Origin of the sequence: Pedococcus sp. 5OH_020 (genome assembly GCF_027812955.1) — a bacterium.
Lineage (GTDB): Bacteria > Actinomycetota > Actinomycetes > Actinomycetales > Dermatophilaceae > Pedococcus.
Genome location: NZ_JAPYZV010000005.1, coordinates 281,684 through 295,925, shown reverse-complemented (window position 1 = coordinate 295,925; position 14,242 = coordinate 281,684). Strand labels below are relative to the sequence as shown.

At 71.8% G+C, this 14,242-nt stretch carries 14 protein-coding genes; 4 read left to right on the top strand and 10 right to left on the bottom strand.

Annotated features, from left to right (window positions below; all coding sequences use genetic code 11):
* Nucleotides 1-43: 43 nt before the first annotated feature.
* Nucleotides 44-328 (bottom strand): hypothetical protein, encoded by a 285-nt coding sequence (locus tag PHA84_RS11320; protein ID WP_270888205.1) that lies wholly within the window; start codon nucleotides 326-328, stop codon nucleotides 44-46.
* A gap of 253 nt (nucleotides 329-581) precedes the next feature.
* Here PHA84_RS11320 and PHA84_RS11315 point away from each other — a divergent pair, with 253 nt between their 5' ends.
* Entirely contained in the window at nucleotides 582-1,646 is a 1,065-nt protein-coding gene (locus tag PHA84_RS11315) for a serine hydrolase domain-containing protein (protein ID WP_270888204.1), read from the top strand.
* A gap of 31 nt (nucleotides 1,647-1,677) precedes the next feature.
* On the opposite strand, the gene PHA84_RS11310 is transcribed toward PHA84_RS11315, so the two are convergent.
* The 7 genes from PHA84_RS11310 to PHA84_RS11280 form a co-directional block, all read right to left on the bottom strand.
* Complete coding sequence (locus PHA84_RS11310) at nucleotides 1,678-1,920, bottom strand: PspC domain-containing protein (protein ID WP_270888203.1); 243 nt, start codon at nucleotides 1,918-1,920, stop codon at nucleotides 1,678-1,680.
* A 181-nt stretch (nucleotides 1,921-2,101) separates the two neighbouring features.
* The gene (locus PHA84_RS11305) at nucleotides 2,102-4,144 is read right to left on the bottom strand and encodes a spermidine synthase (protein ID WP_270888202.1); all 2,043 of its coding nucleotides are present in this window, start codon (nucleotides 4,142-4,144) and stop codon (nucleotides 2,102-2,104) included.
* A 190-nt stretch (nucleotides 4,145-4,334) separates the two neighbouring features.
* Nucleotides 4,335-4,838 carry a metallophosphoesterase family protein gene (locus tag PHA84_RS11300; RefSeq protein ID WP_270888201.1) on the bottom strand — a complete coding sequence of 168 codons (504 nt, stop codon included), beginning with the start codon at nucleotides 4,836-4,838 and terminating at the stop codon, nucleotides 4,335-4,337.
* Nucleotides 4,839-4,842: 4 nt separating this feature from the next.
* Nucleotides 4,843-5,535: an MBL fold metallo-hydrolase gene (locus PHA84_RS11295; protein WP_270888200.1), complete on the bottom strand. Its 693-nt coding sequence runs from the start codon at nucleotides 5,533-5,535 to the stop codon at nucleotides 4,843-4,845.
* A 47-nt stretch (nucleotides 5,536-5,582) separates the two neighbouring features.
* The gene (locus tag PHA84_RS11290) at nucleotides 5,583-6,461 is read right to left on the bottom strand and encodes an ABC transporter permease (RefSeq protein WP_270888199.1); all 879 of its coding nucleotides are present in this window, start codon (nucleotides 6,459-6,461) and stop codon (nucleotides 5,583-5,585) included.
* Nucleotides 6,448-7,371 carry an ABC transporter ATP-binding protein gene (locus tag PHA84_RS11285; RefSeq protein ID WP_270888347.1) on the bottom strand — a complete coding sequence of 308 codons (924 nt, stop codon included), beginning with the start codon at nucleotides 7,369-7,371 and terminating at the stop codon, nucleotides 6,448-6,450. Before PHA84_RS11285 ends, PHA84_RS11290 begins: the two co-directional genes overlap by 14 nt.
* Before the next feature lie 101 nt (nucleotides 7,372-7,472).
* The gene (locus tag PHA84_RS11280) at nucleotides 7,473-8,609 is read right to left on the bottom strand and encodes a LolA family protein (protein ID WP_270888198.1); all 1,137 of its coding nucleotides are present in this window, start codon (nucleotides 8,607-8,609) and stop codon (nucleotides 7,473-7,475) included.
* An 80-nt stretch (nucleotides 8,610-8,689) separates the two neighbouring features.
* Between PHA84_RS11280 and PHA84_RS11275 the strand changes: the two genes are divergently transcribed.
* From PHA84_RS11275 to PHA84_RS11265, 3 genes are read left to right on the top strand one after another with little or no spacing between them, the layout of a single operon-like run.
* Complete coding sequence (locus tag PHA84_RS11275; protein ID WP_270888197.1) at nucleotides 8,690-9,346, top strand: response regulator transcription factor; 657 nt, start codon at nucleotides 8,690-8,692, stop codon at nucleotides 9,344-9,346.
* Nucleotides 9,343-10,740, top strand: coding sequence for a sensor histidine kinase (locus PHA84_RS11270; protein WP_270888196.1), 1,398 nt, complete (start codon nucleotides 9,343-9,345; stop codon nucleotides 10,738-10,740). Before PHA84_RS11275 ends, PHA84_RS11270 begins: the two co-directional genes overlap by 4 nt.
* Nucleotides 10,741-10,749: 9 nt before the next feature.
* On the top strand, nucleotides 10,750-11,172 hold the full coding sequence (locus PHA84_RS11265; RefSeq protein ID WP_270888195.1) for a TIGR03668 family PPOX class F420-dependent oxidoreductase: 423 nt from the start codon (nucleotides 10,750-10,752) through the stop codon (nucleotides 11,170-11,172).
* 85 nt (nucleotides 11,173-11,257) lie between these two features.
* Here PHA84_RS11265 and PHA84_RS11260 read toward each other — a convergent pair whose 3' ends face one another.
* Together PHA84_RS11260 and PHA84_RS11255 are read right to left on the bottom strand one after the other, a co-directional pair.
* Nucleotides 11,258-12,193, bottom strand: coding sequence for an acyl-CoA thioesterase (locus tag PHA84_RS11260; protein ID WP_270888194.1), 936 nt, complete (start codon nucleotides 12,191-12,193; stop codon nucleotides 11,258-11,260).
* A 51-nt stretch (nucleotides 12,194-12,244) separates the two neighbouring features.
* Nucleotides 12,245-14,242 (bottom strand): vWA domain-containing protein, encoded by a 1,998-nt coding sequence (locus PHA84_RS11255; protein ID WP_270888193.1) that lies wholly within the window; start codon nucleotides 14,240-14,242, stop codon nucleotides 12,245-12,247.

The following is a 14,242-nucleotide window of genomic DNA, read 5'->3' as shown; positions in this document are numbered from 1 at the left end:
GCTGCGCCGACCCGGATCGGGGGCCTCCGTGAGGGCCCAGGAGTCAGGCGACGTCCGAAAGGAAGACCCGGTACCCGCTGTACAGGGTCGCGACCGTCTCGTCACGGTGAGCCGTGGCAAGCCGGTCGGCGTCGCGCTGCGCGACGAAGCCGGAGTCCAGACCACAGTCGTGGCACACCGCGACCGCTCGCCGGCCAAGGTGCACGACCTCGATGAGGTGAGGGTGGCACGCTTCCTCGCCACCGTGATGGTGGTCGCGTCGGTGGACCGCGTCGACGGTGCACGCCGCCACCGGGTCACTGGACTGCTCGTGCGTGTGGTCGGACATCGGGCTTCCCTTCTGAAGATCGTGGTGATGCCTCCATGGAACGCCTTCGCGGGCGCTCCCGTTAATCGGGCGATGAGCCGGACCGTCCCGACGAACGGCGGAGGGTGGGTCGGCTGATCGCGTCATCGGGAGGAGAGCCGTCGACGCGGCCTGATACCCCAATGCGCCGAAAGGACCGCGTCTCGGGAGCCCGCCGGCCGTACGGTGCTGCGTACGCCGGTATGGCGGCGACTCGAGACCGAAAGGACCCTCCGTGTCACCCACCGACGGCACCTGCGACCCGGCCTTCCGTAGCGTCGGCGAGGCTTTCGCGGAGATCCAGGGACGGGACCCGGCCGGGGCCGCGGTCGCGGTCTGGCACCAGAGCAGGCTGGTCGTCGACCTCTGGGGCGGGGCTGCCGCCGGTACGCGGTCCTGGGACCGCGACACTCTCGTCATGCCGTACTCCGTGTCCAAGCCCTTGACGGCGGTGTGCGTGCTGCTCCTCGTGGCCCGTGGCCGCCTGGGCCTCGACGCGCGGGCCTCCACCTACTGGCCGGAGCTGCGCTGCGAGGCCACCGTGCGCCAGCTCCTCGACCACTCGGCCGGGCTCGTCGCCCTGGAGCGGCCAGCCCCCGCATCGGCGTTCCTGGACTGGGAGGAGCTGTGCGGCCGTCTGGCGGAGCAGGAGCCCGCGTGGGCGGCAGGCTCCGCCGTCGGGGAGTCCCCCCTGTTCTACGGGCACCTGCTCGGCGAGCTCGTGCGCCGGGTCGATGGGCGAAGCCTCGGACAGTTCCTGCGCGACGAGGTGTGCCTGCCCCGCCGCCTGGACCTTCACGTCGGGGTGCGACCAGAGGACCAGTCACGGGTGGCAGACCTCGTCCCGGCACCCGGCTTTCCCGGCGATGGGGGCGGACCACTGCGCGCCGCAGCTCTCGGCAACCCGCCCGGCGTGGCCGACCCCGGGCTGGTCAACTCCCGAGCGTGGCGGGCCGCAGAGGTGCCCGCCGTCAACGCCCACGTGACTGCCCGGGCGGTAGCGCAGCTGTACTGGGGGCTGGCCCGTGGCGACATACTGCCGCGCGGACTCGTCGACGAGCTGTCCACCGTCCAAGCCTCCGGCGTGGACGCCGTGACGGGCTCGCCGGCGCAGTGGGGCCTCGGGGTGGCGATCGAGCCCGACGGGTGGGGTATGGGCGGTCTCGGCGGCAGCCTTGGCTGGTGGAGCGAGGAGGGGGGCTACGCCCTGGCGTTCGTCACGGCGTACCTCGACTCCCACGACCGGTCGGCACAGCTGGAGAACGCTGTCCGCGGCTCCATCGGGCTGCCGCCGCTCTGAAGCCTGGCATGGCTCGAGGCCGGCGTGCACCCTAGACGACGGTGTGCTGCGGGACCGGCATCGTGTGCTCGGCCGGCATGAGGACCCACAGGATGGGGTAGACGAGGATCTGCGTGCCCGGCACGACCATGAGCAGCAGCACGAACAGGATCCGTGCCGGCCACGGTGCGATGCCGAAGCGCCGGCCGAGTCCGGCGCACACGCCACCCAGGACCCTTCCGTCACTCGGCCGGACGAGGCCCTCCTGGGCGAAGGTCTGGTGGATGGTGTTCATGGTTCTGCGCACTTCCTCGCTGTCGTTGTCCGGGGCGTTTCCCCGGTACCTCCACTGTGCGCCGTGCCGGCCACAGGGAGTATCGGGCGTCGCCCTGGTCCGACCCTGAAGGACGGCGTCTGCGGCCAGGGTCACCCCTGCGCCGATGGTCAGGGTGCGTGGCGGTCAGGGTGCGTGGCGGTCACGGGCGCACGGCCGCCAGGTGGCGGCGTCCGGTCAGCAGCGCCAGGCCGTACAGCGCGGCCACGATCACGAGCAGCGCGTTGAAGCCGAGGACCAGTGCGAGGTACTCCAGCGCCCCTCCCACCATCGCGCCGAGCAGGTTGGCTGCAAAGGCCGTCGTGGAACCGGCGCTGGCGAACCGGATCGCGAAGATGAGGTTCGCCATGAAGATCGGCAGGAATGCGATGGTGACCCCGGCGAGGAACCTCGGCAGCAGCGAGAGCTCGAGCAACGCGGCCGGGGGGACGACCCAGGAGACGGCCAGCGCGGCGAGGAGCCCGGCATACAGCAGCAGCGGCCGCCGGACGGTGACTCGCCGCGCGACCTCGACCGCCGCGAGGACGCTCAGCAGCACGCCTGCGAAGACCGCGGCATTGACCACCCACGTCGTACCGAAGAGCAGCGCGAACTGCACGACGTTCTTGGTCTCGAGCAAGAGGAACGCAGCCCCCATGAAGAAGAGGTCGACGTACGGCGTCATGGTGCGCAGCGGCCCACCGGCGCTGCGCACGAGCAGCACCGACGCCAGCAGGACGAGGGCCAGCATCCACAGGTAGAAGGACGGCACAGTCCGGGAGCCCAGGTAGGGAAACGGCCGGTCGTCCATCGACGGCTCGAGTGCCGCAGCCTTGGGGGACCAGGTCGCCCGGCAGCCGCCCGTGCTGGCGTCCTTGCGCAGCGTGAGCACCGCCTGTTGCCGGGCGCCGTAGCTCGGTCCGAGCTGGACGCAGGGCGGGGTGCCGTAGACCGTACGCAGCGTGTTGGCGTATCGGTCGAGCAGCCAGGGCTCGTAGTAGTTGTACATCGCGAACGTGCCGCCGGGCTTCAGCAGCGACCGCGCCTGTTGGAGTGCCTGCGTGGTGAACAGGTAGTTCTCCAGGCGTAGCGCGGACTGCCCGGTGACGATGGTGGCCGAGTCCGGCAGGGCGAGCAGGATGAGGTCATACCGGCGCTCGGTCCGTTCGACGAACGCGCGGCCGTCGTCGACATGCGTCGTGACCTTGGGGTCCGAGTAGGGGTGGTCAGGATGACGGTCCCTACCGATCTGTAGGAGCGCGGGGTCGATCTCCACTGCGTCGACCCGCTGCGCCCCCTGGGCCAGCGCGACGGCGACGTCGTTGCCCGTCCCGGCGCCGATCACGAGTACGTCGTCGCGGGACCCGGCGTAGGTGTACGGGTAGAGGTAGAACGGCGAGGTCGCGCGGATCTCCTTGACCGACAGCGCGGTCTGCAAGGGCGTGTTGTTGACCTCGATACGGACCAGGCCGCCGGCGAGGTCCTGGGTGTGGATCTTGTAGTAGGGCGACCACTGGAAGCTGCCCAGCACCGACTCGGCTCCCAGCAGAAGGACGACGCAGGCGAGAGCCACCAGGGGCAGACGGCTCAGTCGACGCGCGAGGAGCGCAGCGAGGGTTACCGCGGCGACCAGGCCCCAACCCAGGGGCGGCAGGCGCAGGAACGAGAGCGCGGCGAAGGCGATGATCCCGCTGAGGCTGCCGAGGATGTCAAGGCGGTAGGCCTCGAGCGGGGGGAAAGAGGCGAACGTCCTCGCGACCTCCTGCGCCAGACAGGCGAGCGTGCCGACAGTGAGGAGGAAGACGACGGCGAGGCTCGCAGGCCGGGGGAGCGGCGGGAGGTCGAAGAGCCCGACGAGCTCCCAGCCGCCACCGGGTGCCGTGCCGGTCCGCACCGGGAACCCGAGCACGAAGGCCACGAGGAGTGCCAGCAGGACTGGCGCGAAGGGGAAGAGGTCAGGGGCCGCCCGCGCCCGCAGGAAGCCGAGCCCGATGCCGAGGAAGCTGGCCAGCAGGATGAAGTTGGTGAGGTGCACGAGGTAGAGGTTGTTGGAGGACGTCCACCGGATCAGCGCGAGCTCGACGAAGAGCATGAGGAAGCTGGCCAAGACCAGCCGGGACCGACTGTTCGACCGAGGCGACCACCGAGGAAGCAGTGCCGCGGAGCCGCCGGCCTGCGCCGCGAGGTCGACGTCGTCCTGGCGCATCGCGGCCCCTTCGCCGGCGAGTGGGGTGGTCAGAAGCGAACCGTAGCAAGGGGCCTGGGGCGGCGCCCACTGATCTTGTGCCGGGCTCGGGGCGGTGGCACGCTGTCGTGGTCCGTCCCACGCGGGGCGGGTATGCCGGATTGTCAGGATCCGGCATACCCGCTTCTTCTCGTGCCTGGAGGGCGCGTCCTCAGCGGGCGACCCGGCGGAGGGTTACGTCGTCGAGCCGGCCGTCCTGCGCCCTCGCCGTCATGAAGGTGCAGAACGGCTGACGGCGACGGTCGGTCGGGGAGCCGGGGTTGAGCAGGCGCAGCCCGGTGGACGTCGTCGTGTCCCACGGGATGTGGCTGTGCCCGAACACCAGCACGTCGAGGTCGGGGAACTGCGCGCTGCACCGCTCCTCCCGGCCCTTGGCCTGACCGGTCTCGTGCACGACGCCGAGGCGGACGCCCTCCAGCTCGACCCGGGCGACCTCCGGAAGGCGCTCGGTCAGGACGCCATGGTCGTTGTTGCCGTACACCCCGACGAGGCGCCGCGACCGTTCGACCAGCGAGTCGAGGAGGGGGACCTCCACCCAGTCACCGGCATGGATGACGACGTCCGCGTCGTCCACCTCCCGCCAGACGGCGGCGGGAAGGTCTCGTGCCCTTTTCGGCACGTGCGTGTCGGCGAGGAGCAGCAGCCGTGCGGTCATGGCGTCAGGGCTGCCAGACGGCGGAGTCGTGAGCGAAGACCACGCGCCTGGGGTCGAACTCGAGAACGCGCCGCATCCAAGGGCTCGGGCTGGGCAGGGGCGCCTCGTGACCCAGCTCCGGCGCACGGGCCGCCAGGACATCGCCGGACCAGGCGGAGGCCGTGTCGTGTGCCTGTCCGGCCAGCACGACCGACCCGTCGTCGCACTCGACGACGAGCGACTGGTGCCCGTCCACATGCCCGGGCGTGGGAATGACGTGAACGCCGCGGGCGATCTCTGCCTCGCCGTCGAGGAGCTCGTACCGGGCGCCGGGGAAGTCGACCAGCTCCGGGACGGTGTACTCCCCGCCTCGTGCCGTGTCCAGCTCGCGCCGCTGGCAGTGGATCGGCGTGCCGGCGAACCGGGGGTTGGCACCGATGTGGTCGAAGTGGAGGTGGCAGTTCACCACGAGGGCGATGCCCTCCACGGCCACCCCCACGGCGGCCAGCGCGACCTCCACCGGCACGCGCCGGGGCCGGTACCACGCCTCGGTCTCCTCGTCCGCCGCGCCGAGCCCCGTGTCGAGCAGGAGGAGCCCGGCGCTGGTCCGCACGAGATACCCGTAGACGGCCTCGACGCGTGGGCTGCCCGTCCCGGTCTCCTCCGCCGGCCGCACGAAGGTGCCGAGGTCGACCCGTGCAACGTCCTCGATCCGCATGGGGTCACCCTATGAGCCGGCGCCGGGCTTGAGGCTGTCGTCGGTTCTCAGCTGGTGATGTCCTTGGCTGAGAACCTCGCCCATGCCGCCAGGCAGAACACCGCTGCGTACCCTCCGTCGACGAGCAGCCCCTGGACGACGTTGCCCCACGCCATCGGGTTGCGGAGCAGGTCGCCGAAGGCCAGCCAGTGGTCCACGACAAGCCAAGGGTGGAGCCATCCGAGCTGCGGCACGCTGTCGGCGATCCAGGACACGATGGTGAAGATCATGAGCGCGATGGCGGCGGCGATGGGCTGTTCGGTCAGCGTGGAGATGAACAGCCCCACCGCGCCGAGCGCGGCCAGCCCCGCACTGAGGTACAGCATGACGAGGACCACGCGCCAGAGGGCAGACGCGAACCCGATCTGGTCACCGGAGAGCGTGACCATGGGACCGGTGCCGAAGAGTGCCACCCCGACGACAGCCCCCGGGATGGCGACCGCGCACACGCCCCAGATGGCGCCGAGGCATAGGGAGAAGTACTTGACGGCCAGGAGCCGGGTCCGGTGGACGGGGACCGTGAGCAGGTAACGCAGGGTGCCGATGTTCGCCTCGCCCGCGATGGAGTCGCCGGCCAGCATCGACATGGCCAGCGGGAGGAACATCGCGATCTCCACGCTGAGGGCGGCGAGCGGCACGAAGAGTCCGTTGGCGGTGATGGAGGAGAAGAAGTCCGGCCCGTCGCCCGCGGGCGTGGGGTCGGAGAGCTTGACGGCCACCGCCATGATGACGGGCACGACGGCGAGGACCGCGAGACCGGCCTGATTACGGCGACGGCCACCGATGAGCCGCAGCTCCGAGCGCAGGAGGCGCGTGGAGGGCAGGGCTCGGCGGGGGCGCGGGACCCCGTCACGGCGGCTGGGGGTCGTCACGTCAGCGGCTGACATCGAAACCCTCCCCGGTCAGCGACACGAACAGGTCCTCGAGGCTGGGCGAGTCCACCGAGAAGCCTTTGACGCCGACCTCGGCCCGCACGAGGGTCGCCACGATCCGCTCGGCCTCCAAGGACCCTGGTAGGCCACGGACGAGGTCACCGTGCGCGGTGACCTCGCTGACCCCGAGACCCTCCAGCACGCGCACCGCCTCCTGCGGTTGCGCCGTCCGCAGCGTCAGCGTCGCGGCGCCGGTGCCACGGACCTCCTTGACGCTGCCCTGTGCGACCAGCCTGCCCTCTCGCATGACACCGAGATGGCTGCAGATCTGCTCGACCTCGGTGAGGAGGTGGCTGGAGACGAACACCGTGGTGCCGTCCGAGGCGAGCGACCCGATGAGACTGCGTACCTCCCGCGTGCCCTGGGGGTCCAGGCCGTTCGTCGGCTCGTCGAGGACGAGGAGGTCGCGCGGCGCCAGGAGCGAGGCTGCGATGGCGAGGCGCTGGCGCATGCCCAACGAGTACGCGCGGTACTTCTTGCCGGCGGCGGCGAGCAGCCCGACCCGGTCCAGCGCAGCGTCGACCCGGCTCGGCGCGGAACGGGCGTCCGAGAGCAGGTCCGCGGCGTCCAGGCGCCTGAGGTTGGCCCGTCCGGAGAGGTAGGGGTGGAACGCTGGACCCTCGACCAGCGCGCCCACGCGGTGCAGGACCTCCGTGGCGCGGTCGGGCATCGGCAGGCCGAGGAGCGTCCGGCTACCGGAAGTCGGGGTGACGAGCCCGAGCACCATCCGGATGGTCGTCGTCTTGCCGGAGCCGTTCGGCCCCAGGAACCCGTAGACCGCGCCGCGCGGTACGGCGAGGTCCAAGGAGTCGACGGCGAACTGGTCGCCGAACCGCTTGCTCAGCCCCTGGGTCTGCAGAGCCAGAGCGGGGTGCGCCTGGCGGTCCGGAACGGCGTGCGCCGCGTCGGCGGCCTGGGCGGCGCCGGCACCGTCCGGCGTACGCGCACCGCGGGCCGCGACCTGGGTCACCTCGCCGCCAGGGCGGCGTACAGGGCCTGCGGCCGTACGGCACCGATGGCCACGTGGCCGTCGTCGGTCACCACCGCTGAGAACAGCGTTCCCTTGAGGACGTGGCCCGACCCCCAGCTGCCGCTGGCACGGGGAAGGGCGCGCAGGACGCCTTGGAGGCTGCTGGCCGGACCGGCCGAGGACCCGCCGGCTCCTCCGGCGGTGGCCTGCGCGGGCAGGGACGCGAGCACGACGGTGGACCAGCCCGACCCCACGGTCCTCACCCCTTGCGCCGCCTTCTGGGCCTCCTTGCTGTCCTTCGGGCTGGGCGTGTGGTCGCCAAGCTGGGACTGGGTGACCTTGGTCCCCGGTGGCGGGTTGAAGGTGAACCGGCTGGCGTCGGGCTTGGCGAACGAGACCTGGCTGAAGCCCACCTGGAAGGCGGGGTTGGCGGCCTTGGTCGAGAACACCTGCACCCGGAGCGGCACGTGGCGGCGCGCGTCGACGGAGATGCGCACCTGCGCGACGAGGGTGTCCTTGTCCTTTGGACGAAGGACCAGCTCGTAGGCGCTGCGTCCGGCGACGACGGCGGTCCCCGAGGTGGTCACCGACGTGGTCCGCGACAGTGCCGACAGCGCTTGGTCGGCCGCCTCCTGAGGCGTGCGAGGGACGTCGGTGGGCCGTGGCGCCGACCGCGTCTTCGGGGCCTCGTCTGCGGGCAGGGTCAGGTGGGTTGCGGTCTTGTCCTTGCTCGACCAGACCCACACGTCCTTGCCGTTGCGGACCACGTCCGACTCGCCCAGGCTGCCGATGAGGGCCAGCCGGGTCTGCTGGGGACCTGCGCTCCACAGGCGCCACGTGTGCGTCCCGCTCACCATCGAGGTCAGCGAGGACGAACCGCCGCCGGGGCCTGCGCCGCCCCCGACTCCGGGGAGCTCCGGGAGCCCGAGGTTGGACGTCTGGACGACCGTTCCGGACAGTCCCGCCAGCCGCGCCTGCTGGACGTCCACCAGCAGCTGCGCCGCCGTACGGTGGGGGAGGCTGGGGTCGGCACTGGCGCTGTGGTTCGCGACTGCCGCCCCCGTCCCCAGGAGAGCCACGGCCAGGGTGGGCACAGCCCAGCGGGCTACAGGGTGCTCGGTGAAGACGTTCATAGGGCAATCATGGCAATCCGCCGGTGAGACTCTGATGAGAACCGTCCCGGAGCCGGACGGGGGCATGCGAGGGTGTTGCCGTGAGGCTCCTGGTGGTCGAGGACGAGAAGGGGATGGCGGCAGCTCTGGCCAAGGGCCTCGTCGCGGAGGGCTTCGTCGTCGACGTGGCGCACGACGGGCCAGGCGGCCTCGAGGCCGCGCGGTACGGGCGGTACGACGCCATGATCCTCGACCTCATGCTGCCGGGGCTCTCGGGCTACACGGTGGTCCGGACCCTGAGGCAGGAGCAGAACTGGGTTCCGGTGCTGATCCTGTCCGCCAAGGACGGCGAGTACGACCAGGCGGACGGCCTCGACTACGGGGCCGACGACTACCTCACCAAACCGTTCTCCTTCGTCGTCCTGCTCGCCAGGCTCAGGGCGTTGCTCCGTCGCGACCCCGGACCGCGTGCGCCGGTGCTGGAAGCGGCCGGCGTCCGCCTGGACCCGGCCTCGAGGCGGGTCGAGGCGGACGGCTCCGTGGTGGCGTTGTCCCAGCGGGAGTTCCTCGTCCTCGAGCACCTCCTGCGCGCACACCCCGCCGCCGTGAGCCGCGAGTCCCTGCTGGACGACGTCTGGGGGGTACCAGACGAAGCCGCCACCAACGTCGTGGACGTGTACGTCGGGTACCTGCGTCGCAAGCTCGGCCGCGAGCGCATCGAGACGGTACGCGGTCTCGGCTACCGCATGCGCGCGTGACAGGCCGATTCGCTCGGCTGAGCCTGCGTTGGCGGCTGATGGCGCTGGGGCTGGCGGGTGTGACAGGGGCTCTGCTGGTCGGCGGCCTCCTCCTGTACGCCGCCATGAGCGAGACCCTGGAGCGAGGGACCGTGACCGCGGCCCGCGCCAGTGCCTCCGACGTGGCGGCCCTGGTCAACGACGGCAGGCTGCCGGCTCCTGTGCCGGTCGGCGGCGCGCTGGTCGTCCAGGTGCTCGACCCGCAGAACCGGGTCACCGGGGGGTCGGTCACAGCGGACCGGCTGACCTCCCTGGTGAGTCCCCAGGAGCGACGCGAGCTGGCGGAGGGGCAGAGCCTGACGGTGCCGGGCGCTCGGGCGGGCGTGGACGGCTCGCTTCGCGTGGTGGGAGTCGAGGCCGGCCCGGCGTCCGCACGGGTCCTCGTGGTCGCCGGCGTGCCCACGGCGGACCTCGAGACGAGCAGGCGACTGTTGAGGAGCCTGCTCATCGTCCTGCTGCCGCTGTTCCTGCTGGTGCTCGCCCTCATCGCCTGGCGCGTCATCGGGATGGCCCTGGCGCCGGTCGAGCAGCTGAGGAGGGGCGCTGCCAGGATCGGCCGGGAGGAGGACCCCACCGAGCGTCTGCCGGTCCTGCCGGCCCGCGACGAGATCAGCGCGCTGGCGCAGACCCTCAACGAGATGCTGGAACGGCTGTGGTCGGCGGACGCGAAGCAGCGAGCGTTCGTCGCCGACGCGGCGCACGAGCTGCGCAGTCCCTTGGCGACGATGCGCACCCAGCTCGAGGTCGCCCAGCGGATGGGTCAAGGAGAAGGGCTGCCCGCCGAGCTCCTGCCGGAGGTGCGAAGGCTCGCGGCCATCGTGGAGGACCTGCTGGAGCTGGCCAGGAGCGAGACAGGGCAACGGGGTGCGGCCCGGGAGGTCGACCTCGTCCAGCTCGCCGGACGGGTCGTGCGACGGTATGGCGACGCGCGGGTTCCCGTGCGGCTGGAGGCCCGGCCGTGCGAGGGGAACCGCCTGTCGCCGGAAACCGAGGCGATCACCGTCCTGGCCGCCGAGGTGGACCTCGACCGTGCGCTCGCCAACCTGCTGGACAACGCCGTTCGACATGCGCGTACGGAGGTCCTCGTCTCGGTCGCCAAGCGGTCCTCAGGCCCCGTTCTGGCGGTCCGGGACGACGGCCACGGCATACCTGCGCAGGAGGTGGAGCGGGTGTTCGACCGCTTCGCCCGGTTGGGCGAGGCTCGCGACCGTGACTCCGGAGGCAGCGGGCTCGGCCTGCCGATCACCCGGGAGCTCTTGCGGCGCAACGGTGCTCACATCCGTCTGGAGGACGCGCGTCCGGGCGTCGTGGCCGTGGTGGAGTTCGAGACCGCTGAGCGCCGACTGTCGCAGTAGCGTTCAGCCGTGAGCGGGTGGGAACGGGAGTGGTTCGCCGCGTCGCCGGTGGCCCGTCTGGCCACGGTCACCCCGGCTGGCCGCCCGCACGTCGTACCCGTCGTCTTCGCGGTGCAGAACGACGTCGTGTGGATGGCGGTGGACGGCAAGCCGAAGCGGTCTCGGGCCTTGCAGCGACTCCACAACATCGCGGCCAACCCCCAGGTGAGCTTGATCGTGGACCACTACGACGACGACTGGACGTCGCTGTGGTGGGTGCGAGCGGACGGCGGCGCACGGGTGGTCGAGCAGGGGAGCGCGGACGAGGAGGCCGGCTTGCGGCTGCTCGTGGACCGGTACCCGCAGTACGCCGACCAGCCGCCCGCGGGCCCCGTCGTCGCGGTCGGGGTCGACCGCTGGCACGGCTGGCGCGCCCGCGACTGGCTCGACTGAGAACCAGCCCAGCAGGACAGCCCAACGGCACCGCAGCCACAGTCACGTCCGGGCCCGGAGAGCGGGCTTCCGCGCCGACCTGCCGTCAGCCGACGTCGATGCCGGCGCGCAGGTCGATCAGATGCCTCGCATGGTCGTCCAGAGCCCTGTCCTCCGCACTGTGAGGCACCCAGGGCGGCGCCGGAACCGCCCGGTCGTCGGCATCGAGGGGCACGAACACGGTCAGGCAGTGCGTCGTCTCCTCGAGCTCTCCGACGGTCGGGTCGCCTGAGCGCACGTGCACGCTGATGTGCATGCTCGTCGTCCCGGTATGCAGGAGCCTGGCCTCCACCTCGACGAGATGGCCGATCTGCAGTGGCCGGTAGAACCGCACCCCGCCGACGAACACGGCGACGTTGGAGGCGCTACGGGTCCACTGGGTGGCGAGCACATGAGCAGCCTCGTCGACCCAGCGCATGACGATGCCCCCGTGGACCTTGCCGCCCCAGTTGACGTCGGTCGGCGCCGCAAGGAACCTCAGCGTGGCCCGAGGGGCTGTGCCGGCCGCGGAGTACGTCTGTGCCGCCATCGCCTCCTCGATGCGGGCCCGCAGGCCGATCCGGCGAACCGCGCTCGCCTGCCGCTCGCGGTCCGTGTCGTCGGCCGGCTGCCACGCCGGGACGGCCACCGGTCTACCGTCGGCGTCGACGGCCACGAAGACCATCAGGCACTCGGTCGCGGGGGCGCGCTCGCTGTGGCGCGGGTCGCCGGACCTGACCGAGACGAGGATGTGCATGCTGCTCCGGCCGGTGTGCACCAGCGAGGCCGTCGCCTCCACGAGGTGACCGACCACCACGGGGCGGGCGAACCGGACGTTGCCCACGTACGCCGTGACGCAGTAGGTGCCGCCCCAGCCGACGGCGGCGGCATACCCGGCCTTGTCGATCCACTCGAGGACGCGGCCCGCGCTCACGCTGCCGGAGTAGCCGGCGTCGGTCGGTGCAGCCAGGAAGCGCAGGGTCACGGAGCGGACGGGAGGCACGGGACCGTTCTACCGCGCCACCAGCGTGAACCCGAAGCCGAAGAGCCGCAGTCACCCTGCCCGGCGGCGTCCCTGCCGGGCAAGAAGGTAGTCGCTGACGACGTACTCGCCGAGCCGGTCGACGCTGGGGGTGAAGACCCGTCCACCGGCGCGCCGGGCCACACCGTCGACGAACCGGGCGAGGCCTGAGTCGTCGCCGAGCATGAAGATGTTGAGGGCGGCTCCAGACCGGCGCAGCTCGTCGACCTGCGCGACGGTCGCCCGCAGCGTCGCAGTCGTCGTGGGCCACTGGAAGACCGGGGTGCCGTCAGCGGTCAGGTGGGCGGTCGGCTCGCCGTCGGTCACCACGAGCACCACAGGCTGTGCCTGCGGGTGACGCCGCAGGTGCCTCGAGGCCAGCATCAGCGCGTGTTGCAGATTGGTGCCCTGCACCCACTCTGGCTCCGCCTCGGCGAGCTGGACCGGGGTGAGGCGCCGGGCGGCGATGGTGAACCCGATGATCTCCAGGGCGTCCTGACGGAAGCGGGTCTGCACGAGGTGCGACAGGGCCAGGGCGGTCTGCTTCATCGGACCCCAGCGCCCCTCGTTGACCATCGAGAACGACATGTCGACACAGAGGGCCACGGCGGCCGTCGTCCGCCGCTCGGTCTCCACGACCTCGAAGTCGCCGACCTCCAGCGCCACACCATGGCCGTCTGCCGCCCTGCGATGCAAGGCGTTCGAGACGGTGCGCACCACGTCGATCGGTTGCTCGTCGCCGAACTCCCACGCGCGCGTGAGACCGGTCGGCTCGTCGGCGTGCCCGGTCCGGTGCTCGTCGTGGTCGCCGCGTCCCTGCGAGGACAGGCCCTCGAACACCCGCTTCAGGGCGGTCTCGCCCAGCCTCCGGATCGCTCGCGGCGTCAGCCTGGGACCGTCGTCCCCCTGGCTCAGATAGCCCTGCCGCTCGAGCTCGCGCTCGAGTCTGCGCAGCTCCTCGAAGTCCCGGGCCGCGTCGCCGCCGAGGTACTGCTCCAGCCGCTCCACGTCGACGTCGTCGAGAGTCGAACCGGCGTACGACTGGCCGAGCTGGCGGCTGAGGTCCTCGAGGTCCGCGAGCTCGGCCACCGCCTCCACCGCCGCGCTGTAGCTCAGCGGATCACCCCCCTGCCGCATGCCCACCGGGCTACCCCGGTCCAGGCCCGGACGCAGGGCCCGCAGGTTGTCGGACAGCTGCGCCATCTCGGAGGCGAGGTCCGCGTCGGCGAGGGCGTCGCTCATCAGCTGCGCCAGCTGCTCCCGCTGCTCCGGAGTGAGCGAGGCCATCATCCGCGCGGCCGCGGCCTGGCGACGCGCCAGGGCGTCGACCAGCTCGTCCACCGTCTGCGGGTCCTCTGGGAAGAGCTCGCCGTGCTTGTCCATGAACTCGCGGAAGAGGTCGGAGGTGTCCTCGCCCCGAGCATGGGCGGCGAGCAGACGGTTGAGGTCGGCGAGCATGTCCCGGACAGCGGCCATCACCTCGGGGTCCTGACCGGACAGCGCGCGCGCCATCCCGGCGAACTGCGCGTCGAGCACCTCGCGCTGGAGCAGGCTGGCGATCTGGTCGTAGATCGCCTTGGCCTCGGCTGAGTGCCAGTCGTGGGAGGCGAGCGCCCGGACCTGACCGGCCACGTCGTCGGGAAGCGTGGCCAGGTCGAGCTCGGCGAGCCGCGCGGCGTCGCTCTCCTCCGCGGCCAGCGTGTCCCGTTCCGCCGCCAGCGCCTGGTCGAGGGCTGCGCGGATCTGGTCGAGGGTGCCCGACAGGTCGCCGCGGCGGCGAGCGGCCTCGCGGGCGCGGCGCAGCCGCTGTGCCAGGTCGTCCAGCCCCGCGTGCCCGTCCGGCCCGGTGCGCAGGAGGTCGCGGAGCGCCTCGCGGGCGGAGCCACCGGCCAGGACGTCACGGCCTATCCGGTCGAGGGCGCCGCGCACGTCGAAGGGCGGCGCGAGCGGGTCGGCTCCGCCGTGCCAGGGCCCGTAGCGGAACCGGTCGCCGTGCGAGGGGTGAGGTCGGGGTCCCCGGTCGGCGGCCAT

Excerpts from the sequence above, each read along its gene's own strand:
- PHA84_RS11295 (WP_270888200.1), bottom strand. The coding sequence starts at position 5,535 with ATGCGGATCGAGGACGTTGCACGGGTCGACCTCGGCACCTTCGTGCGG.
- PHA84_RS11305 (WP_270888202.1), bottom strand. The coding sequence starts at position 4,144 with ATGCGCCAGGACGACGTCGACCTCGCGGCGCAGGCCGGCGGCTCCGCG.
- PHA84_RS11290 (WP_270888199.1), bottom strand. The coding sequence starts at position 6,461 with ATGTCAGCCGCTGACGTGACGACCCCCAGCCGCCGTGACGGGGTCCCG.
- PHA84_RS11255 (WP_270888193.1), bottom strand. The coding sequence starts at position 14,242 with ATGGCCGCCGACCGGGGACCCCGACCTCACCCCTCGCACGGCGACCGG.
- PHA84_RS11320 (WP_270888205.1), bottom strand. The coding sequence starts at position 328 with ATGTCCGACCACACGCACGAGCAGTCCAGTGACCCGGTGGCGGCGTGC.
- PHA84_RS11300 (WP_270888201.1), bottom strand. The coding sequence starts at position 4,838 with ATGACCGCACGGCTGCTGCTCCTCGCCGACACGCACGTGCCGAAAAGG.
- PHA84_RS11280 (WP_270888198.1), bottom strand. The coding sequence starts at position 8,609 with ATGAACGTCTTCACCGAGCACCCTGTAGCCCGCTGGGCTGTGCCCACC.
- PHA84_RS11310 (WP_270888203.1), bottom strand. The coding sequence starts at position 1,920 with ATGAACACCATCCACCAGACCTTCGCCCAGGAGGGCCTCGTCCGGCCG.